This window comes from Microbacterium sp. R1 (assembly GCF_015159725.1).
Classification (GTDB): Bacteria; Actinomycetota; Actinomycetes; order Actinomycetales; family Microbacteriaceae; genus Microbacterium; species Microbacterium oxydans.
Genome location: NZ_JADDUD010000001.1, coordinates 430,599 through 449,145 on the forward strand (window position 1 = coordinate 430,599; position 18,547 = coordinate 449,145).

General features: G+C 68.7%; 19 protein-coding genes. 9 read left to right on the plus strand and 10 right to left on the minus strand.

The window, feature by feature from the left end; genetic code table 11:
• Positions 1 to 27 precede the first annotated feature (27 nt).
• Positions 28 to 939 carry an amidohydrolase gene (locus ILP86_RS02065; protein ID WP_061017502.1) on the plus strand — a complete coding sequence of 304 codons (912 nt, stop codon included), beginning with the start codon at positions 28 to 30 and terminating at the stop codon, positions 937 to 939.
• A gap of 87 nt (positions 940 to 1,026) precedes the next feature.
• Here ILP86_RS02065 and ILP86_RS02070 read toward each other — a convergent pair whose 3' ends face one another.
• Together ILP86_RS02070 and ILP86_RS02075 are read right to left on the minus strand one after the other, a co-directional pair.
• Positions 1,027 to 1,809, minus strand: coding sequence for an SDR family NAD(P)-dependent oxidoreductase (locus ILP86_RS02070; RefSeq protein ID WP_113681628.1), 783 nt, complete (start codon positions 1,807 to 1,809; stop codon positions 1,027 to 1,029).
• Positions 1,791 to 2,651, minus strand: coding sequence for a fumarylacetoacetate hydrolase family protein (locus ILP86_RS02075; protein ID WP_046747527.1), 861 nt, complete (start codon positions 2,649 to 2,651; stop codon positions 1,791 to 1,793). The genes ILP86_RS02070 and ILP86_RS02075 overlap by 19 nt, the downstream gene beginning before the upstream one ends.
• A gap of 123 nt (positions 2,652 to 2,774) precedes the next feature.
• Between ILP86_RS02075 and ILP86_RS02080 the strand changes: the two genes are divergently transcribed.
• Genes ILP86_RS02080 through ILP86_RS02090 form a run of 3 tightly spaced genes read left to right on the plus strand, consistent with a single transcriptional unit; the run spans position 2,775 to position 5,506 of the window.
• The gene (locus ILP86_RS02080) at positions 2,775 to 4,070 is read left to right on the plus strand and encodes an L-fuconate dehydratase (protein ID WP_193761263.1); all 1,296 of its coding nucleotides are present in this window, start codon (positions 2,775 to 2,777) and stop codon (positions 4,068 to 4,070) included.
• Positions 4,057 to 5,055, plus strand: coding sequence for an aldo/keto reductase (locus ILP86_RS02085; protein WP_193761264.1), 999 nt, complete (start codon positions 4,057 to 4,059; stop codon positions 5,053 to 5,055). The genes ILP86_RS02080 and ILP86_RS02085 overlap by 14 nt, the downstream gene beginning before the upstream one ends.
• A 31-nt stretch (positions 5,056 to 5,086) precedes the next feature.
• A complete protein-coding gene (locus ILP86_RS02090) occupies positions 5,087 to 5,506 on the plus strand; it encodes an RbsD/FucU family protein (RefSeq protein ID WP_058633097.1) in 420 nt (139 codons plus the stop codon).
• Between the two features lie 40 nt (positions 5,507 to 5,546).
• Here the strand turns inward: ILP86_RS02090 and ILP86_RS02095 are convergent, their stop codons facing one another.
• Positions 5,547 to 6,548 carry a LacI family DNA-binding transcriptional regulator gene (locus ILP86_RS02095; RefSeq protein ID WP_193761265.1) on the minus strand — a complete coding sequence of 334 codons (1,002 nt, stop codon included), beginning with the start codon at positions 6,546 to 6,548 and terminating at the stop codon, positions 5,547 to 5,549.
• 221 nt (positions 6,549 to 6,769) lie between these two features.
• On the opposite strand from ILP86_RS02095, the gene ILP86_RS02100 reads away from it, so the two are divergent.
• The 5 genes from ILP86_RS02100 (at position 6,770) to ILP86_RS02120 (ending at position 12,253) form a co-directional block, all read left to right on the plus strand.
• Complete coding sequence (locus tag ILP86_RS02100; protein ID WP_061015291.1) at positions 6,770 to 7,639, plus strand: sugar phosphate isomerase/epimerase; 870 nt, start codon at positions 6,770 to 6,772, stop codon at positions 7,637 to 7,639.
• A 179-nt stretch (positions 7,640 to 7,818) separates the two neighbouring features.
• Positions 7,819 to 9,321, plus strand: a complete 1,503-nt coding sequence (locus tag ILP86_RS02105) for a sugar ABC transporter ATP-binding protein (RefSeq protein ID WP_046747533.1) — start codon at positions 7,819 to 7,821, stop codon at positions 9,319 to 9,321.
• Positions 9,321 to 10,355 (plus strand): ABC transporter permease, encoded by a 1,035-nt coding sequence (locus ILP86_RS02110; RefSeq protein WP_179515770.1) that lies wholly within the window; start codon positions 9,321 to 9,323, stop codon positions 10,353 to 10,355. The genes ILP86_RS02105 and ILP86_RS02110 overlap by 1 nt, the downstream gene beginning before the upstream one ends.
• Before the next feature lie 158 nt (positions 10,356 to 10,513).
• A complete protein-coding gene (locus tag ILP86_RS02115) occupies positions 10,514 to 11,515 on the plus strand; it encodes an ABC transporter substrate-binding protein (RefSeq protein ID WP_058633100.1) in 1,002 nt (333 codons plus the stop codon).
• Positions 11,516 to 11,671: 156 nt separating this feature from the next.
• Positions 11,672 to 12,253, plus strand: coding sequence for a glyoxalase/bleomycin resistance/extradiol dioxygenase family protein (locus tag ILP86_RS02120; protein ID WP_058633101.1), 582 nt, complete (start codon positions 11,672 to 11,674; stop codon positions 12,251 to 12,253).
• A gap of 13 nt (positions 12,254 to 12,266) precedes the next feature.
• On the opposite strand, the gene ILP86_RS02125 is transcribed toward ILP86_RS02120, so the two are convergent.
• From ILP86_RS02125 to ILP86_RS02155, 7 genes are all read right to left on the minus strand, one after another.
• On the minus strand, positions 12,267 to 12,563 hold the full coding sequence (locus ILP86_RS02125) for a putative quinol monooxygenase (RefSeq protein ID WP_242868693.1): 297 nt from the start codon (positions 12,561 to 12,563) through the stop codon (positions 12,267 to 12,269).
• Between the two features lie 74 nt (positions 12,564 to 12,637).
• The gene (locus tag ILP86_RS02130) at positions 12,638 to 13,609 is read right to left on the minus strand and encodes a phosphotriesterase (protein ID WP_046747536.1); all 972 of its coding nucleotides are present in this window, start codon (positions 13,607 to 13,609) and stop codon (positions 12,638 to 12,640) included.
• Positions 13,609 to 14,568 (minus strand): shikimate dehydrogenase, encoded by a 960-nt coding sequence (locus ILP86_RS02135; protein WP_179515771.1) that lies wholly within the window; start codon positions 14,566 to 14,568, stop codon positions 13,609 to 13,611. The genes ILP86_RS02130 and ILP86_RS02135 overlap by 1 nt, the downstream gene beginning before the upstream one ends.
• Entirely contained in the window at positions 14,565 to 15,536 is a 972-nt protein-coding gene (locus ILP86_RS02140; RefSeq protein ID WP_218867285.1) for a phosphoglycerate dehydrogenase, read from the minus strand. The genes ILP86_RS02135 and ILP86_RS02140 overlap by 4 nt, the downstream gene beginning before the upstream one ends.
• Positions 15,536 to 17,026, minus strand: coding sequence for a xylulokinase (xylB, locus tag ILP86_RS02145; RefSeq protein ID WP_179515773.1), 1,491 nt, complete (start codon positions 17,024 to 17,026; stop codon positions 15,536 to 15,538). Before xylB ends, ILP86_RS02140 begins: the two co-directional genes overlap by 1 nt.
• 8 nt (positions 17,027 to 17,034) lie before the next feature.
• A complete protein-coding gene (locus ILP86_RS02150; protein ID WP_046747538.1) occupies positions 17,035 to 17,610 on the minus strand; it encodes a glucose-6-phosphate isomerase family protein in 576 nt (191 codons plus the stop codon).
• A gap of 187 nt (positions 17,611 to 17,797) precedes the next feature.
• The gene (locus tag ILP86_RS02155; RefSeq protein WP_113680580.1) at positions 17,798 to 18,496 is read right to left on the minus strand and encodes an alpha/beta hydrolase; all 699 of its coding nucleotides are present in this window, start codon (positions 18,494 to 18,496) and stop codon (positions 17,798 to 17,800) included.
• Positions 18,497 to 18,547 lie beyond the last annotated feature (51 nt).

Consider the following 18,547-nt stretch of genomic DNA (forward strand, 5'->3'; position numbering starts at 1 on the left):
TCGGATGTCTCCGGCAGGATGGGAGCCATGCGTGTTCTCGATTCACATCTGCACCTCTGGGATCCGGAGGCCCTGACCTACACGTGGCTCGACGGGCCGCTCTCAGGACGTTTCGCCGGGGCGGAGCTGGAGCGTGCCCGTGTGGCGCGTGCGGAGACCGAGCGGTCGATCTTCGTGCAGGCGGAGACCGTCGAAGACGACTTCCTCGACGAGGTGCGCTGGGTCGAGGAGCTCGCCCCCGCGGCGGGCGTGATCGGGATCGTGGCCGGCATCCGTCTGGATCGGGGTACCGACACGGTGGTGCACCTGGAGAGTCTCGCGGCGGAGCCTCTCGTCGTCGGCGTGCGTCACCTCCTGCAGGACGGCCCTGACGGGTTGGCCCTCTCCGCCGCATTCGTGACCGGAGCGCGGGAGGTGGCTCGGCGCGACCTCGCCTTCGACGCCTGCGTCCGTGCCGAGCAGCTGCCCGAGGTGGCGCGTCTCGCGGCAGCGATCCCCGAGCTGCGGATCGTGCTCGACCACCTCGGCAAGCCGGCGGTCGGCACGGCTGCTGCGCCGCTCGCGCCCTCAGCCGAATGGGTGCGCGACCTGACGGAGGTGGCGGGCCACGCGAACGCGTTCTGCAAGCTCTCCGGTCTGCAGGCGGAGGCAGGGGGAGACTGGGCGGCTGAGCAGCTGGTGCCGTTCCTCGACGTGGCCGCCGATGCCTTCGGCGTCGAGCGCCTGATGTGGGGGAGCGATTGGCCCGTCTCGGCGATCGGTCCGGCCGAGTCCGCTGCGCCCGACGCACCCGAGCGCGAGAAGGTGGCCTACCAGCCCACGGCACGATCGCGCGGGGCCGATGTCGTCATCGCGTGGGCGGAGGCGCGCGGCCACGATGTCGACGCCCTGTTCTGGCGCAACGCCGAGCGGTTCTACCGGATCGACGCCTCGGCCTGAGGTTTTCGAATCGCGCAACCGGTCCGGACCATGCTTCGGATGTCCAGGGTGCGGATGGAGCCGGTTGCGCGATTCGAAAGCGAGGGGCTACTCCGCGCGCAGGCGCAGCTGGGCCATGCCGCCGTCGACCTCGATGAAGGTTCCGGTGGTCGAGCCGGCTGACGGGCCCACGAGGTAGGCGACCGCCGCAGCGACCTCGTCGGGGCTGACCAGGCGTCCGTGGGGCTGGCGCGCTTCGAGGGCGGCGCGCTCCGCGGCGGGATCGGTGGCCGAGTCGAGAAGTCGCCCCACCCATGGGGTGTCTGCCGTTCCCGGGTTGACGGCGTTCACGCGGATGCCTTCGCGCAGGTGATCGGCGGCCATCGCACGGGTGAGGGCGGAGACCGCACCCTTCGACGCACTGTAGAGCGCGCGCTGCGGCAGGCCGGTGGTCGAGGCGATGGAAGCCGTGTTGCAGACCGCGGCCGCCGGCGACTTCCGCAGCCAGGGCAGGGCGGCAGACGTGACGCGGGCGATGCCGGTCACGTTGACCGAGAGCACTCGGGCCCACTCGTCGTCGTCGTTCGCGGCGATGTCGCCCTGCGCGCCGATACCGGCGTTGTTCACGACGATGTCGATGCGTCCGAACTTCTCGCCGACGGCAGCCACAGCGGCGTCGACGCTCGCGCGGTCGGAGACGTCGGCCGTGAAGGCGGCGAAGGCGGGGTCGGCCGTGGCGGTGTCGCGATCGAGCACCGCGATCGTCGCTCCGTCGGCGTGCAGGCGCTGTGCGATCGCCGCGCCGATTCCGGATGCTCCGCCGGTGACGATCGCCACCAGCCCGTTCAATCCATCCAGTCCGTTCAATGCGCTCACTTCCGGGCCTCCCATGCCACGAACTCCTGTCGCTGACGACCGAGGCCGTCGATCTCGATCTCGACCACGTCGCCCGCGGCCAGGTAGGGGTACTTGCCCGACAGTGCGACGCCCTGCGGGGTGCCGGTGAGGATCAGGTCTCCGGGCTCGAGCGTCACGTACTGCGACAGGTGGTGCACGATCTGCTCGACCGTGAAGATCATGTCGCTCGTGTTCGAGTCCTGCCGCGGCTCGCCGTTCACGAAGCTGCGCAGGCCGAGCGCCTGGTGGTCGACCTCGTCGGGGGTGACCAGCCAGGGTCCGGTCGGATTGAAGCCGGCGGCGATCTTGCCCTTCGACCACTGCCCCCCGGAGACCGCCATCTGGAAGTCGCGCTCGGACACGTCGTTCGCGGCGACGAAGCCGGCCACGTGCGCCATCGACTCCTCCGGCGAGTCGAGGTACGCGGTGCGGGTGCCGATCACGATGCCGAGCTCGACCTCCCAGTCGGTCTTCTCGCTGCCGCGGGGGATCGTCACCGTGTCGTCAGGGCCGACGACCGTGTTCGGCGTCTTGAGGAAGAGGATCGGGATGGTGGGCGGCTCCGATCCCGACTCGGCCGCGTGGGCGGCGTAGTTCATGCCGATGCAGATCACGGCGCTCGGCCGTGCGATCGGGGCGCCGACGCGCAGGGAGGAGGCATCCGCGAGCTCGGGGAGTTCTCCGGCATCGCGGGCGGCGGTGACGCGGGAGCCGAAGTCGCTCTCGAGGAAGGCTCCGTCCACATCGGATGTTACGGGGCGGAGGTCGAGGTATCGGTCGCCCTCCACGAGGACGGGGATCTCATTCCCGGGGGTGCCGAGCCGCGCGAACTTCATGTTTCTCCTGATCGGTCGGGAGGCCGCGACGAGGCGGCCGGTCTCGTTGACAGTATAGACATCGGATGTTTACACTCCAAGAGATCCGCACGGAGAAATCACCCGTGCATGGAGAGGAATCCCGTGAGCCGTATCGTCGCCCTCGACACCACCGACATCCGCTTCCCCACGTCTCTGAGCCTGGACGGGTCGGATGCGATGAACCCCGACCCCGACTACTCGGCCGCGTACGTCATCGTGCGCACCGACGCGGACGACGACATCGAGGGGCACGCCTTCGTCTTCACGATCGGCCGCGGCAACGACGTGCAGGTCGCCGCGATCGACGCGCTCGCCGGCCACCTGGTCGGACGCGAGATCGAGCCTCTGCTCGACGACATGGGCGGCACGTTCCGTGACATCATCGGCGACTCGCAGCTGCGCTGGCTCGGCCCCGAGAAGGGCGTCATGCACATGGACATCGGCGCGGTCATCAACGCGCTGTGGGACATCAAGGCCAAGCGTGCGGGCCTCCCGCTCTGGCAGCTCCTCGCCCGCATGACGCCGGAGGAGCTCGTCGACCTCGTCGACTTCCGCTACCTCACCAACGCCCTCACCCGCGAGGACGCCCTCGGGATCCTGCGGGCCGCAGAGCCCGGTAGGGCCGAGCGGGAGCAGCAGCTGCTCGCCACCGGCTACCCGGGCTACACGACCAGCCCCGGCTGGCTCGGCTACTCCGATGAGAAGCTCGAACGCCTCGCCCGCGAGGCCATGGCCGACGGTTTCACCCAGATCAAGCTCAAGGTCGGCGCCGACCTGCAGGACGACATCCGCCGCTTCCGCAAGGCGCGCGAGGTGTGCGGCCCGGACTTCCCGATCGCGATCGACGCGAACCAGCGCTGGGAGGTGTCCGAGGCGATCGAATGGGTGAACGCGCTCGCCGAGTTCCACCCCGCGTGGATCGAGGAGCCCACGAGTCCCGACGACGTGCTCGGTCACGCCGAGATCGCCAGAGGCATCGCCCCGATCCGCGTCGCCACCGGTGAGCACGCGCAGAACCGCGTCATCTTCAAGCAGCTGCTGCAGGCCGAGGCCATCTCCGTCATGCAGATCGACGCCGTGCGCGTCGCGGGCGTGAACGAGAACATCGCCAACCTGCTGCTCGCCGCCAAGTTCGGGGTGCCGGTCTGCCCGCATGCCGGCGGTGTCGGCCTGTGCGAGGCCGTGCAGCACCTGTCGATGTTCGACTTCGTCGCCGTCGCCGGCACGCGCGAGGGCCGGATGATCGAGTTCGTCGACCACCTGCACGAGCACTTCGTGGTGCCGACCGACATCCAGGGCGGCTCTTACATGGCTCCCACCGCACCGGGCACGGGCATGGAGATGAAGGCTGAGAGCATCGCCGAGTACACCTGGACGGGCGCGCATGTCGGCGTCTGACGGTGTGATCGTGCCGGACCGCCTGACCGTCCCGACTCTCGGCTATGGTGCCGCGAACGTCGGCAACCTCTTCCGTGAGCTGTCCGACGACGACGCGTGGGCCGTGTTGGACGCGGCGTGGGAGAACGGCATCCGCTTCTACGACACCGCTCCGCACTACGGCCTCGGGCTCTCCGAACGTCGCCTCGGCACCTTCCTGCAGACCAAGCCGCGCGACGAGTACGTGCTCTCGACCAAGGTCGGCCGGCTGCTGCGCCCGAACCCCGACCACGCCGGCGGCCTCGACACCGCGAACGACTTCCATGTGCCTGACGACCTCCAGCGCGTGTGGGACTTCTCGGCGGACGGCATCCGGAGGAGCCTGGACGAGTCCCGCGAGCGGCTCGGCATCGAGCGCATCGACCTCCTCTACCTGCACGACCCGGAGCGGCACGACCTCGACCTCGCGCTCGCCGAGGCCCTTCCGGCCCTGGAGCAGCGGCGCGCGGACGGCGAGGTGACCGCGATCGGTATCGGCTCGATGGTGTCGGAAGCCCTCGCGGCATCCGTGCGTTCCGCCGACCTCGACCTCGTGATGGTGGCCGGCCGCTACACGCTGTTGGAGCAGCCCGCAGCGGTCGACGTGCTGCCCGCGTGCCGGGAGACCGGGACCGGGATCGTCGCGGCGTCGGTGTTCAACTCCGGACTGCTGGCCTCGAACGAGCCGCGGAGGGATGGCCGCTACGAGTACGGGCAGCTCCCCGACGAGCTGTGGGACCGCCTGGTGCGCATCGCCGCGGTGTGCGCCGACCACGATGTGCCCCTGCCGGCCGCGGCGATCCAGTTCCCGTTGCAGTCCGAGGTCGTACGCTCGGTCGTGGTGGGTGGCAGTCGTCCGGCGCAGCTGCAGCAGAATGCGGAGTATGCCGCCCTCGACATCCCGGCCGCGCTGTGGGACAACCTCGCAGCGGAGGGGCTCATCCCGGCCGGCTCAGGCGTCTCCTGAACCACCCGACGGCTCGACGAGAGGAGCACTCGTGCTCGAAGGAATCCATCCCCTGCTGACGGGAGAGCTGCTGCTGCACCTCGACCGCATGGGGCACTCCGATGCCGTGGTCGTCGCCGACGCGCACTTCCCCGCGTGGGGTCTGGGCGCACGTGTGATCGACCTGCCCGGCACCACGACGCCTGAGGTGGTGGCTGCCATCCGCACCGTGCTGCCGCTGGACGACGCCCCCGGCCTCGATCTGATGACCTCGGCCGACGGCGAGGTGCTCGACGTGCAGCGCGAGCTCATGGCGGCGGCGGGCACAGCCGTGGACACGACGGCCTTCGTCGAGCGGTTCGCCTACTACGAGGTCGCGAAGACCGCGTATCTGATGGTGCGCACGGGTGAGACGCGCAAATACGGCAACGCGCTGCTGCGCAAGGGTGTGGTCGGCCACCCCTCGGCCTGACGAAGGAGCGAAGCCTCGCGGCAGCCAGAGAACGACCGTCTCAGCGACCGACGGTCGACTCCCGCACGATGAGCTCGGCGGGGAACGGCGTCGTCGCGGGCGGGGGTGCCGAGGGGTCGGCGAGCTGTGCCAGCAGGGCGATCCCGGCGGCGCGGCCGATCTCGTAGCCGGGCTGGCGCACGCTGGTGAGTGGGACGACACCCTGGTGCGCCTGGGCGACGTCGTCGAACCCGATGAGTGCGATCTCCTCCGGCACGCGGACGCGGTGGCGCAGGAGCTGCGTGAGCACGCCGAGCGCCACCATGTCGTTCGCGGCGAACACCGCGTCGGGCCGCTCGGCGGGGGGCAGGGCGATGATCCGCATGCCGGCCTCCAGGCCGTCCTCGGTCGCCAAGTGCGGCACTTCGACCGTCGACACCGTCGCGTCCGTGTCGGCGACGGCTTCGCGGAGCCCGGCCAGACGATCGTTCGACTGGCTCACCGCCGGGTTGCCGAGGAACAGGATGCGTCGTCGCCCGAGATCGACGAGGTGCTTCCCCGCGAGGCGGCCGCCGGCACGATCGTCGAACAGCACGGATGCGACCTTCGATGAGTCGGGGATCGGTCCCACCACGGCCGAGCGGATGCCGCGATCGGCGAGCGCCTCGAGGCGCGGTACGACGTCGCCGAGCGGATAGATGACGATGCCCTGCACACGGTGCGCCTCGAACATGTCGAGGTTGCGTCGCTCCTGTGTCTCGTCGCGGTCGCTGTTGCTGAAGAAGAGCGACCAGCCGCCCTCGCGCGCCACGTCCTCGACGCCGCGCGAGAGGTCGTGGAAGTAGGGCAGCCAGGCATCGAGGAGGATGAGCGCCAGCGCCTTGCTGGAGCCGGCCCGCAGCTGCCGAGCGGATTCGTTGGGCACGAAGTCGAGCTCTTCGATCGCGGCCCGTACCCGCTCGCGGCTCGCGGCTCCGAGCACGTGCGGGTGATTGAGGTAGTTCGACACGGTGGAGGAGGAGACTCCCGCGAGGGCGGCGACGTCCTTGACGCTCGCTGGCATGGGGCTCCTTCATCTTCTTCGTCTTCGTCGTCTTCGTCGTCGCCGCGGCGATCGGGGCTCCTGACCGCGGTGGCGGCCTCAGGATATCGGAGGAGTTGCAACGTGCCAAGAAAGTTCTTGACACCGCTGCCGCCCCCGACGTAGCGTGACTCGCACACCGGACTTGGCACGTGCCAAGTCCGGGGCGGCGACGGTGCCGGACACCCGCTGTGAGAGGTCACATGAACATCGGCTGTCACGGTCTGGTCTGGACGGGGAATTTCGATGCCGAGGGCATCCGTCTGGCGGTGCAGAAGACCAAGGAGGCGGGCTTCGACCTCATCGAGTTCCCGCTGATGGATCCGTTCTCCTTCGACGTCGCGGTCGCGAAGGATGCTCTCGAGGAATACGGCCTCGACGTCAGTGCGTCGCTCGGCCTGTCCGAGGCGACCGACGTCACGAGCTCCGACCCCGTGATCGTCGCGGCCGGTGAAGCCCTGCTCATCAAGGCCGTCGACGTGCTCGCGGATCTCGGAGGGAAGCACTTCTGCGGCGTGATCTACAGCGCGATGAAGAAGTACATGGAGCCGGTGACCACCGAAGGGCTCGCGAGCAGCCGGGACGTGATCGCGCGGGTGGCCGACCATGCCTCCGAGCGCGGAGTGTCGGTCTCGCTCGAGGTTGTGAACCGCTACGAGACGAACGTGCTCAACACGGCGCGGCAGGCTCTCGCGTACGTCGCCGAGGTCGACCGGCCGAATCTCGGGATCCACATCGACACGTACCACATGAACATCGAGGAGTCGGATATGTTCGCGCCGGTCCTCGATGCCGCCCCCGCCCTGCGCTACGTGCACATCGGCGAGAGCCACCGCGGCTATCTGGGAACCGGCACCGTCGACTTCGACGCGTTCTTCAAGGCGCTCGGGCGCATCGGGTACGACGGTCCGATCGTGTTCGAGTCGTTCTCGTCGGCGGTCGTCGCCCCTGACCTCAGCCGCATGCTCGGCATCTGGCGGAACCTCTGGAACGACAACGTCGAGCTGGGTGCCCACGCGAACGCCTACATCCGCGACAAGCTCGTCGCGGTCGAGTCGATCCGCCTGCACTGAGTCGGTGAAGCGCGGGAAAGATCAAGATGTCATTACAGGTCTTCCCAACCTCGTCGACGTTAGATACATTTAGATACAACTTGCGCTGCCCGTAGCGTAGGACGCAGAATTGATCCGATGTTTGCGGCGGAATGATCCGTCGACATCGAAGCAGAACCTTCAAGGAAGCAGGTGAGCGCATGAGTGGACCCATCCTCCGGGTCGAGGGGATCAGCAAAGGATTCCCCGGCGTGCAGGCGCTGAAGGACGTGCACCTCGAGGTGCACGCCGGCGAGGTGCTCGTGCTCGTGGGTGAGAACGGCGCGGGAAAGTCGACCCTGATGAAGATCCTCTCCGGGATCTACACCAAGGACGAGGGGACGATCACGTTCGAGGGTCAGGAGGTCGAGCTCACGAGCCCTCTTCAGGCGCAGGAGCTCGGCATCACGATCATCCATCAGGAGCTCAACCTGATGCCCGATCTGACCGTGGCGCAGAACATCTACGTGGGGCGGGAGCCGACGACGGGCCCGTTCCTGTCGGAGCGCAAGCTCAACGCCCAGACCGCAGACCTGCTGCAGCGCCTCGACATCCACCTGAACCCGCGGCAACTCGTCGGCGAGCTCACGGTGGCCGAGCAGCAGATGGTCGAGATCGCCAAGGCCCTGTCGTTCAACGCCAAGGTGCTCATCATGGACGAGCCCACCTCGGCCCTCACCGACACCGAGGTCGAGACGCTGTTCGTGCTGATCGAGCAGCTCAAGGCGCGTGGCACCGGGATCGTCTACATCTCGCACCGCATGGACGAGCTGCGTCGCCTGGCCGATCGGGTGACCGTCCTGCGTGATGGCACATACATCGGATCACTCGACCGGTCCGAGATCACCATCCCGACGATCATCGAGATGATGGTCGGACGTGTGATCGACGAGGGAACCCGTCCTCAGGCCCGCGAGCACGCCAACGACCCGATCGTCCTCGATGTGCAGGGGCTGTCGACCAGGAACCTTCTCAAGGACGTGTCCTTCCAGCTGCACAAGGGCGAGATCCTCGGGTTCGCCGGGCTGATGGGTGCGGGACGCACCGAGACCGCGAGGGCGGTGATCGGCGCCGACCATCGCGACGGCGGCACCATCGCGATCGACGGTCGCACCGTGAAGATCGCCCAGCCCGCCGACGCGGTGCAGCACGGCGTCGGCTACCTCTCGGAGGACCGCAAGCTCCTCGGGCTGATGCTCGAGCAGGACGTGACGTTCAACACCGTGCTGGCCTCGCTCGGCTCCTACGCCAACGCGATCGGCTGGATGGGCGACAGCAAGGCCAAGAACCGCACCAAGGAGTACGTGCAGCAGCTGCGGGTGAAGACCCCCTCGGTCAACCAGGTGGTCAAGCTCCTCTCCGGAGGCAACCAGCAGAAGGTCGTCATCGCCCGGTGGCTGATGCGCGACTGCGACATCCTCATCTTCGACGAACCGACGCGAGGCATCGACGTCGGAGCGAAGGAGGAGATCTACCGCCTCATGCAGCAGCTCGCTGATGCAGGCAAATCCATCATCGTCATCTCATCCGAGCTCCCGGAGATCCTCCGCGTGGCGAACCGCATCGCGGTGTTCGCCAACGGCCGCATCACCGGGACGCTCCGCAACGAGGAAGCAAGCCAGGAGAAGATCATGCAACTCGCAGCCCACGGGGAGGAAGACTGATGAGCGCTCCGCAGCAGCCCGGATCGTCGACGACGACGATCATCCAGACCGCCGTGAACGAGAACACGGACAAGAGAGACGTCGGCGCGTTCCTGAAACGTCAGTTCCAGCAGTCGCTGGCGTTCGGCACGCTCATCGTGCTGATCATCTTCTTCTCGATCGCCAGCCCGAACTTCTTCACCTTCAGCAACATCGCCACGGTGCTGCTGTCGACGGCGGTCATCGGCATCCTCGCCCTCGGCACCACCTTCGTCATCATCACCGGCGGCATCGACCTGTCGATCGGCACCGGCATGGCGCTGTGCGCCGTGATGACGGGTGTGTTCGTGACCAACATGGGGCTCCCGGTGTGGGTCGGCGTGATCGGCGGCATCCTGACCGGTGTGCTGATGGGGCTCGTGAACGGTGTGAACATCACGTTCCTCCGCCTCCCGCCGTTCATCGCCACCCTCGCGATGATGATGATCGCGGGCGGCCTCGCCCTCGTGATCTCGGGTGTCGCACCGATCTACTTCTCGACGTCGGCCCCCGACTTCAAGAAGATCGCCCTCGGCGTGATCATCCCCGGCATCCCGAACGCCGTGCTCGTGACAGCGGTGCTCGCGGTCATCGCGTACCTGGTGCTGTCGAAGACGCTTCTCGGCCGGTACACGTTCGCGATCGGCTCGAACGAGGAGGCCACGCGCCTCTCGGGCGTCAACACGCGTCGTTGGACGATCCTCATCTACATGTTCGCCGGAGCTTTCACCGGGGTCGCCGGCATCGTCATCGCCTCGCGGCTCGATTCAGCCCAGCCGCAGATCGGCACCGGATACGAGCTGCAGGCGATCGCCGCGGTCATCATCGGCGGCACCTCGCTGCTGGGAGGACGTGGATCCATCCTCGGCACCGTGATCGGCGCCCTCATCATGAGCGTGCTCGTGAACGGGTTGCGCATCATGTCGATCCAGCCCGAGTGGCAGAACATCGTCGTCGGCGTGGTCGTGCTGCTCGCGGTGTTCCTCGACTCGCTGCGCAACCGACAGCGCACCTGAGACCTGGACGGCGGCGAAAACCCGTGCCCGTCGTCGTCCTCCGGCCCCGGCCGACACCCCGCGGAGACATCCGCACAGGCACCTGGAATGTCCACAGCGCCGGCTCGTCCGGCATCCACACAGAACAAACCGAGTCGTACCCAAACAATGGAGTTTTCATGAAATTCGGGAAGAAGACCGCACTCGTGGCCCTGGTGGCCGCATCCGCACTGGTGTTCGCCGGCTGTGCCGGCGGAGGCGGCGACGTGATCGAAGAGGGCTCGAGCAGCGGCGGCAGCAGCGACGGCGAGATGTACATCGCCATGGTCTCGAAGGGCTTCCAGCACCAGTTCTGGCAGGCCGTCAAGAAGGGAGCGGAGGACAAGGCGAAGGAGCTCGGCGTGAAGATCACGTTCGAGGGTCCTGCCGCCGAGACCGAGATCGCGCAGCAGCTCGAGATGCTGACCGCCGCGATCGACAAGAACCCGGACGCCATCGCCTACGCCGCCCTCGACCCCGAGGCGTGCGTCGCCCCGCTCGAGCAGGCCAAGGCGAAGGACATCCCCGTCGTCTACTTCGACGCCCCCTGCAACGGCGACGTCGGGCTCAGCCTGTCGGCCACCGACAGCAAGGTCGCCGGTGCGCTCGCTGCCGAGCACATGGCCGACCTGATCGGCGGCGAGGGCCAGGTCGCCATCGTCGGTCACTCGCAGATCAACTCGACCGGTGTCGAGCGCCGCGACGGCTTCGTCGACAAGATCGAGGCGGACTACCCCGACATCGAGATCGTCGACATCCAGTACGGTGACGGCGACCACCTCAAGTCGGCCGACATCGCCAAGACCCTGATCGCGGCCCACCCCGACCTCAAGGGCATCTACGGCACCAACGAAGGCTCCGCCATCGGTGTCGTGAACGCCGTGAACGAGCTGGGCCTCGAGAAGGGCAAGATCACGATCGTCGGCTTCGACTCCGGCGCAGCGCAGATCAACGCCATCAAGGACGGCACCATGGCCGGCGCCATCACGCAGGACCCGATCGGCATCGGCGCACAGGTCGTGCAGGCCGCCTACGACGCCGCCAACGGCGACTCCGTCGAGAAGTTCTACGACACCGGTTCGTACTGGTACGACAAGAGCAACATCGACGATGAGAAGATCGCGGCCGTGCTCTACGAGTGACACCGCAACGCTGAAGAAGCCCCTCACCTCCGGGTGGGGGGCTTCTTCGTGTCCGGACGCGGGCGGGGGATGGAATTCCACGATCGAGTCCGGGAATCGAGGTCAGGATCTGTCCGCGGTGACTGTCAGAGTGATCGCGACGAAAGGACTCACACCATGAGCAGCACACCCGCCCGCCCGGCTGGATCGAACACCATCAACCCCTTCCTCATGACCGATGACGCCGCCCGCATCATCGACTTCGTGATCGAGGTCTTCAGGGCGACCGATGTCCCCGAGGCCCGCACCGTCGACACCGACGGACTCATCCTGCATTCCGAGCTGCGCATCGGCGACTCCGTCATCACGGTCGCCGACCGTAAGCCGGACTGGCCCTTCACCCCCGGATTCATACAGGTGTACGTCGACGACGTCGAGGGAACGCTCGCACGAGCCGTCGGACTCGGCGCCCGTATCGTGACCCGGCCGACGGACTTCTTCGGAGACACGTTCTCGCGCTTCGCCGATCCCTCGGGAAATCTCTGGTGGGTATACGCCCACGTTCCGCAGGAGCAGACGTGGGACGCGGACGGAACGGACGCATCCACGTGGAACGGATCGGCGGAAGACGCGGGCGCGGACGACCGCGATGCCGCCGAGGCGGACTGGTCGAGCTTCACGTCACCCGAGCTCGAGTACATCCACGAAAGCCTCGTCGAGGCGATGGCGTCCTTGCGGGATCCTCGGCTCGATCGCTGACGGCGACGGATCGTCAGATCCGACGGAGGAAGGTGAGCTGCGACGAGGGTTCGACGATGAGCTCCTGCAGCGCGGTGTTGAAGGGGACACCGGCGGGGGCGGAGAGATGGGCGTGGAAGGCCGCCTCATCGCGGTAGACCTCGTACACGAAGAAGCGGTCGGGATCGTCGACGAGCCGGGACGCGTCGAAGACGAGGTTGCCCTCCTCGGCGCGCACGACATCGGCGAACGCACGCAGCAGGGTGGCCACCATGTCCCCGGTGCCTGGTCGTGCAGTGAAGGTGGCATGCAGGACGGTCGGCTCTGACACGGTGTCTCCTCGGGGCTGTCGGATGCGGATGTGGATGCCCATGTGCATGCTCTTGTTCCGGCCCATGCTCGGGTTCAGGTGGAGAGCGTCAGCAGTCGGGCCGGTGTGGTCGCGAGCATCCGGTGCACGGCTTCGTCGCCGATCGCGTCGCGCAGGCGTGGGAGGTAGCGCTCGCCGAGGTAGGCGAGTCCTGGCATGCCGCCGTAGGCGACGTACCGCGTGCGACGAGCCACGTCGCCACCGAGCACGATCCGGTCCCCGGCGCCGCGCTCCACGACAGCGACCGTCAGGGCGAGCAGCTCGGCATCGGAGCGGGTGCGGGGTCGTGCGAAGCCGTCGTAGCCGAGGTGGGCTCCGCGTTCCGCGAGGGAGACGTGCAGGCCGGGATCGGGGTCGCGGTCGGCGTGTGCGAGCACGACGCGGTCGGCGGACACCCCCTCGGCCGCGAGCAGATCGAGCACCTCGTGAGCCGCCGTGCCGAATTCCAGGTGCACCATGACCGGCGCCCCCGTCGCGCGGTGCGCCTCGGCCACCGCGACCAGCGTGGTGCGCTCGAACGGGCTGATGCGCCAGTAGTCGGCGCCGCCCTTGAGCATCCCGGCGCGCACGGGTGCGCCGTCGGGCGCTGCGGCGATGGACACCTCTGGGGCCTCGAAGAGCTCCGCGTCGTCGGCGGGCATGCCGCGTGTGATGTCGGCGATGAAGAGGGCGGCCAGACGGTCGGCGGTCCACACCTGCATCGGATGGTCTGCGCCGTAGTGGGCTTCACGGTGTCGGCCGGTCGTCGCGACGATGTGCAGTCCGGTCGACGCACTGATCCGCGCCAGGGCGGAGGCGTCGCGGCCGACACCGAAGGGGGTGGCATCCACCATCGCCTCGAATCCGCTCGCCTGCAGCAGCGCCGCCTCTTCGCCCGAGGCCTTCTCGTCGTCGAGCTCGTCTCCCGGCAGCAGCGGCGACACCTGGAACAGGTGCTCGTGGTAGTCCACGCGCCCGAGCAGCGCCGGGGCGATGTCCCCGAGCACCGTGCGGACGACGGCGGACATCAGCGCACCGACTCCGCGGCCTCGGCGAGTCGCTCGACGGTCTCGGGTGTGAGATCGAGCTCGAACACGTCGGCGACGACCTGCGACCAGCCGTGGATGAAGTAGCGCCAGCCGTCGACCACGTGCAGGTCGCGAAACGTGGCCTGCGCTTCGGCCTGATGGAGGAACTCGAGCGAGCCGCGGTAGTTGAACTCCCACGCGTACGCGCCATCGGGGAACACCACCGCGTCGGTCAGGGGGGAGCCGGGGCGGTCCTTCCCGAGTCCCGTCGCATTGGCGATCACCGAGCCGGCCGGCGCAGCCGCGACGAGGGCATCGGCTTCTTCCGGCGTCGTGGTGACGACGTATTCGATCAACCCCTCACGGGTGCCGTGCTGGCGGTGCACCTCGCGCAGGTGGTCGAGCTTGTCCTGCGTGCGGGCGGTCACTGTGATCCTCGACGGGGCGTCGGGGCGTTCGGCGAGAGCCCAGCTGAGCGCGGTGCCCGAGCCTCCGGCCCCCAGGATCACGACCGCAGCCCCCGTGCGGGTGAAGTGGTCCGTGGGCAGGAAGTCGTTCAGCGCGAGGTCGACCGTGATCGGGTCCTTGGCCCTCCCCGACAGCGTCCGCCCCCGCTTGGAGATGCTGGAGATCTCGGAGCACGACACCGCGAACGGGTCGAGTTCGTCGAACAGGTCGGAGGCGGCGGCGAACACGTTCATCTTGTGCGTGGTCACCAGGGCCCCGCGGTGGTGCGGATCGTCGCGGATCTGCTCGACCATCGCGCGATACTGCGCCGGGTCGGCATCCATCGGCAGGTCGTGACCGACCAGGGTGCGCGTCGGCAGGTCGAGGATGTCGGCCCAGAGCGGGAACACCTTCATGATCGACGACGAGGCGGTGGTCACCCCGACGAAGCCCATGTAGTCGGCGGAGGCGGTGCCGGATGCGGAGGTCACGGCGTCGGAGGCGGTGGTCATCGGGTCTCCTCGGAGGCGGGGATCGGGACGGGATGCGCGGGCTCGCCGCCGGAGAGGACGGCGATCACGTCGGCGAGCGAGAGGGAGCCCATGTTGTCGACCGCCTGGGTGGTCTGCGCGCCGAGGTGCGGGGTCACGATGACCCGGTCGGCGAGCTCCGGCGCGAGCAGGGGACTCGCGTGCGCTGCGGTGTCCCCGTCGAGCGTGTCGGCCGCGTAACCGGCGAGCACGCCGTCGTGCAGTGCCCTGGCCACTGCGGCCTCGTCGACCAGGTCCCCTCGGGCGGTGTTGACCAGCACCGTGCCTGGCCGCATGCCGGCGAGGCGCTCCGCATCGACGAGTCGCTGGCCGCCCGGGGCGTGCAGAGTGATCACGTCGGCCGCGCGGAACAGGTCGTCGACCGAGGCGGGTTCCGCCCCGCGGGCGCGCACCACGTCGTCGGGCACGAACGGGTCGGCCGCGAGCACGCGCGGACCGAAGCCGCTCAGACGCGCAGCGACGCCCTGGCCGATCCGGCCGAAGCCGACGATGCCGACCGTGGCGGCGCCGAGCTCCCGTCCGCGCCGAACCCCCCAGTCGCCCGCGCGCACCCGGCGGTCGCCGTCCGGCACGAACCGCAGCGCGGCCAGCATCAGACTGACCGCGTGATCGGCCACGGCGTCGGCGTTCGCGCCGGGGGTGTTCGTCACGGGGATGCCGCGAGCACGCGCGGCAGCGAGGTCGACCGACTCGGTGCCCACTCCGTAACGGGCGACGATCTTGAGCTTCGGGGCCGCGGCGAGGTGCGCATCGGTGATGGCGCCGGTTCCTGCGATCCAGGCATCGGCGCCGTGCAGCAGCGACCGCAGCTCGTCCATGTCGTGGTGCGCGGGCCCGCGGAGGACGCGGTGTCCGGACTGCGCTGCCCGCTCCACCAGATCGAGGTCGCCGTCCGAGAAGGATCGGCTGGTGACGAGGATCACAGCCATCAGCGCGGCCGTCCGGCGAACCACGGCGCGAGGGCCGCGTAGGCATCCGTGAACCGCGCGTGCCGTTCGGCGTACACGGCATGGCGGCCGGCATCCGGGGCGAACTCGGCGGTGACCTCGCTGAGGGCACGTGCTGCCGAGAAGTCGGTGATCCCGAGCCCGACCGCGGCCGTCACGGCGGCTCCGAGGCTGTTCGCCTCCTCGACGATCGTGCGGCGACGAACGGGAACTCCCCAGACGTCGGCGAGCACCGACAGGTACACGTCGCTCTGCGCTCCGCCGCCGACCGCATCGATGCGGTCGATCACGGCGCCCGACGCGCGGAATGCCTGGATGCAGCTGAGCAGGTTGAACGCGGTGCCCTCCAGCACGGCGCGAACGAGGTGGGCCCGACCGTGGTGTCGCGAGAGACCGACGAATGCGCCACGGGCGTCCGGGTCCCACAGCGGGGAGCGCTCACCGAGCAGGTACGGGAGGAAGTAGAGGTCGTCGGTGTCGACATCGGCGGAGGCCTCGGCCGTCAGCCGTCCGGTCTCCGGGTGGGCGGGGTCGGGGGAGAGGGCCTCGGCGATCCACTGCACGGAGGCACCGCCGGCCTGCATGGTCGCCGTGGGCACGAACGAGCCGGGGACGACGTTGTCGAACGTGAAGGTGCGCATTCCCGGATCGTGCAGCGGAGCGTCCGCTGCGAACGAGATCCACGACGAGGTGCCGAGGCACACGTAGGCGCCGTCCTCCGGAGCGACCACGCCCGATCCGACCGCGGCCAGGGGGCCGTCGCCGCCGCCCATCACCACACGCACGCCCGTGTGCAGCCCGAGCGAGGTCGCAGCGGCATCCGTCAGCGCTCCCGCGATCTGCGTCGACTCGAGGATCTCGGGGAACAGCGCGCGGTCGAGGCGTGCGGCCCGCAGCACCTCGTCCGACCAGGTGCCGGCCGCCTGGTCGTAGGCGTTGGTGCCTGACGCGTCGGAACGGTCCGTCGCCAGACGCCCGGTGAGGCGCAGCACGATGAAGTCCTTCGCGACACAGACCCGGCGCACGCGCGCCCAGACGTCGGGCTCGTTGTCGCGCACCCACATGATCTTCTCGACCGAGTAGGTGGGGTTCAGACGGTGCCCCAGGATCCCGTACGCGCGTTCGGCGCCGATCGCGTCCTCGAGCTCGCGCTGCTGGGCTCCGGCTCTCGTGTCGGCCCAGATGATCGCCGGTCGCGCGGGCTCGCCCTCGGCATCGAGGAGGACGGCGCCCATCATCTGTCCGCTCACCACGAGTCCGACGATGTCGCTCGTGGGCGTGCTGGTGCGGGCGATCAGGTCACGTGTGGCGGCGACGACCGCGTTCCACCAGTCGTCCGGGTTCTGCTCGGCGACGCCGCCCGCGGCGAAGTGCGCGGGGTAGGCGACGGTGACCGAGGCGACGATCCGGCCGTCGTCGTGGTGCAGGGAGGCCTTGTTCCCCGTCGTGCCCAGGTCGTGCGCGATGATCATGGCGGCGCCTATCCCGCGTACGGACGCAGCTCGACGCCCTCGGGCGACCGGTAAGCCCGCGAACCCATCCCGTGCTCCAGCACCCAGCCGTAGTCGTGGCCCGCTCCACCCGGGTACACCGCGAGGAAGGAGTACGGCTCGTCGCCGGTGTTCACCGAGCGGTGCGCCCACCCAGGCGGGATGTAGCCGATCGTGCCAGGGAGCATGTCGAGCCATTCGGTGCGCTCGCCGTCGAACATGAGCAGTCCGCCGCGACCTTTCAGCGCCAGGTAGATCTCGCCCTGATGGTTCGGGTGCTGGTGGCCCTTGGTCATCCAGAGCTCTCCGCTCGTGTCCCCGGGCATGATCGTGGTGATCGACTGGGGCAGCTCGCGGTCGACCTCGGGCACGGGGGAGCTGACCACGGTGTAGACCACGGGGTTCTCGCCGGCTGATGCCGTTGCCCAGGCCTCTGCGTCGAGGAAGAGCCCTTCGAGGTCGGACATCCGCCGGGTGAGAGTCGGCCCTTCGGGCGAGAGCGTGAGCTTCTCGGCGTCGAAGGCGATCGCCAGGGGGGAGATCGGCGGGGCGTGGAACTCGGGCATCGGTGCTCCTCGTAACGGGTGCTGCGACGCTGCGCAACCTGTAATGACAGGTTCACCCTACCTGTTATGACAGGTGGCGTCCAGAGCGGGTTGCACCCTCGCACGCGATGAGGATGAGCGCGCGCGCAGCGACGGGCTCCCCGGTCCGGTGCACGGCACACCGCGGAGAGCCCGCCCTGTACTCGGGTCAGCTCGCGCCCGACCCCGCGACCGCAGCATCGATGAGGTCGGCGATCGCCGCCGGCTGCGAGGCCAGCGAGGCGTGGCTGGCGTCGAGCTCGACGACCTGACGCGGGTTCATGCGCGTCGCCATGCGTCGTTCGTTGTCGGGATTGATCATCCGGTCGGCGGTCGAGACCTGGTACCAGGTGGGCTTCGCCTTCCATGCGGGCGTCGTCACGGTGTCACCGAACGTCGACCCCAGGGGGGCCTTCTGGGTGACGGCCATGACCAGCGCGTCGTCGGCGGAGAGGTCCTGGGCGAAGCTCTCGTGGAAGCGGTCCTGTGCGATCCACAGATAGCCGTCCGAGTCGGGGGCGATGGCGTCGACCGCGGCCGGTGGGTTCTCCTGAGTGATCTGCCCTGCGCTCTCGCCGGCGTCGGGAGCGAACGCCGCCACGTAGACGAGGCCCACCACGTTGGGCAGGTCGCCGGCCTCCGTGATGACGGCGCCGCCGTAGGAGTGCCCGACGAGGAGGACGGGGCCGTCGATCTGACGGACCATCTTCTGCGTGCGCTCTGCGTCGTCGGCGAGGGAGGTGAGCGGGTTCTCGACCGCGTGCAGATCGTCGTAGCCGCGGCGACGGAGTTCGAGGATCAGGGGACCCCAGTGAGCCGCCCCTCCCCAGAAGCCGTGGACCAGGACGATGGCGGGCTTGTCGGACATGTTCGTCTCCTGTCTTTCGCGGTCGCTCGTGCAGTGCGCGCGTGACCTTCG

Excerpts from the sequence above, each read along its gene's own strand:
- ILP86_RS02075 (WP_046747527.1), bottom strand. The coding sequence starts at position 2,651 with ATGAAGTTCGCGCGGCTCGGCACCCCCGGGAATGAGATCCCCGTCCTC.
- ILP86_RS02085 (WP_193761264.1), top strand. The coding sequence starts at position 4,057 with ATGTCGGCGTCTGACGGTGTGATCGTGCCGGACCGCCTGACCGTCCCG.
- ILP86_RS02150 (WP_046747538.1), bottom strand. The coding sequence starts at position 17,610 with ATGCCCGAGTTCCACGCCCCGCCGATCTCCCCCCTGGCGATCGCCTTC.
- ILP86_RS02140 (WP_218867285.1), bottom strand. The coding sequence starts at position 15,536 with ATGGCTGTGATCCTCGTCACCAGCCGATCCTTCTCGGACGGCGACCTC.
- ILP86_RS02110 (WP_179515770.1), top strand. The coding sequence starts at position 9,321 with ATGAGCGCTCCGCAGCAGCCCGGATCGTCGACGACGACGATCATCCAG.
- ILP86_RS02120 (WP_058633101.1), top strand. The coding sequence starts at position 11,672 with ATGAGCAGCACACCCGCCCGCCCGGCTGGATCGAACACCATCAACCCC.
- ILP86_RS02095 (WP_193761265.1), bottom strand. The coding sequence starts at position 6,548 with ATGCCAGCGAGCGTCAAGGACGTCGCCGCCCTCGCGGGAGTCTCCTCC.
- ILP86_RS02115 (WP_058633100.1), top strand. The coding sequence starts at position 10,514 with ATGAAATTCGGGAAGAAGACCGCACTCGTGGCCCTGGTGGCCGCATCC.
- xylB (WP_179515773.1), bottom strand. The coding sequence starts at position 17,026 with ATGATCATCGCGCACGACCTGGGCACGACGGGGAACAAGGCCTCCCTG.
- ILP86_RS02100 (WP_061015291.1), top strand. The coding sequence starts at position 6,770 with ATGAACATCGGCTGTCACGGTCTGGTCTGGACGGGGAATTTCGATGCC.
- ILP86_RS02135 (WP_179515771.1), bottom strand. The coding sequence starts at position 14,568 with ATGACCACCGCCTCCGACGCCGTGACCTCCGCATCCGGCACCGCCTCC.
- ILP86_RS02065 (WP_061017502.1), top strand. The coding sequence starts at position 28 with ATGCGTGTTCTCGATTCACATCTGCACCTCTGGGATCCGGAGGCCCTG.
- ILP86_RS02105 (WP_046747533.1), top strand. The coding sequence starts at position 7,819 with ATGAGTGGACCCATCCTCCGGGTCGAGGGGATCAGCAAAGGATTCCCC.
- ILP86_RS02070 (WP_113681628.1), bottom strand. The coding sequence starts at position 1,809 with ATGGGAGGCCCGGAAGTGAGCGCATTGAACGGACTGGATGGATTGAAC.
- ILP86_RS02130 (WP_046747536.1), bottom strand. The coding sequence starts at position 13,609 with ATGTCCGCCGTCGTCCGCACGGTGCTCGGGGACATCGCCCCGGCGCTG.
- ILP86_RS02155 (WP_113680580.1), bottom strand. The coding sequence starts at position 18,496 with ATGTCCGACAAGCCCGCCATCGTCCTGGTCCACGGCTTCTGGGGAGGG.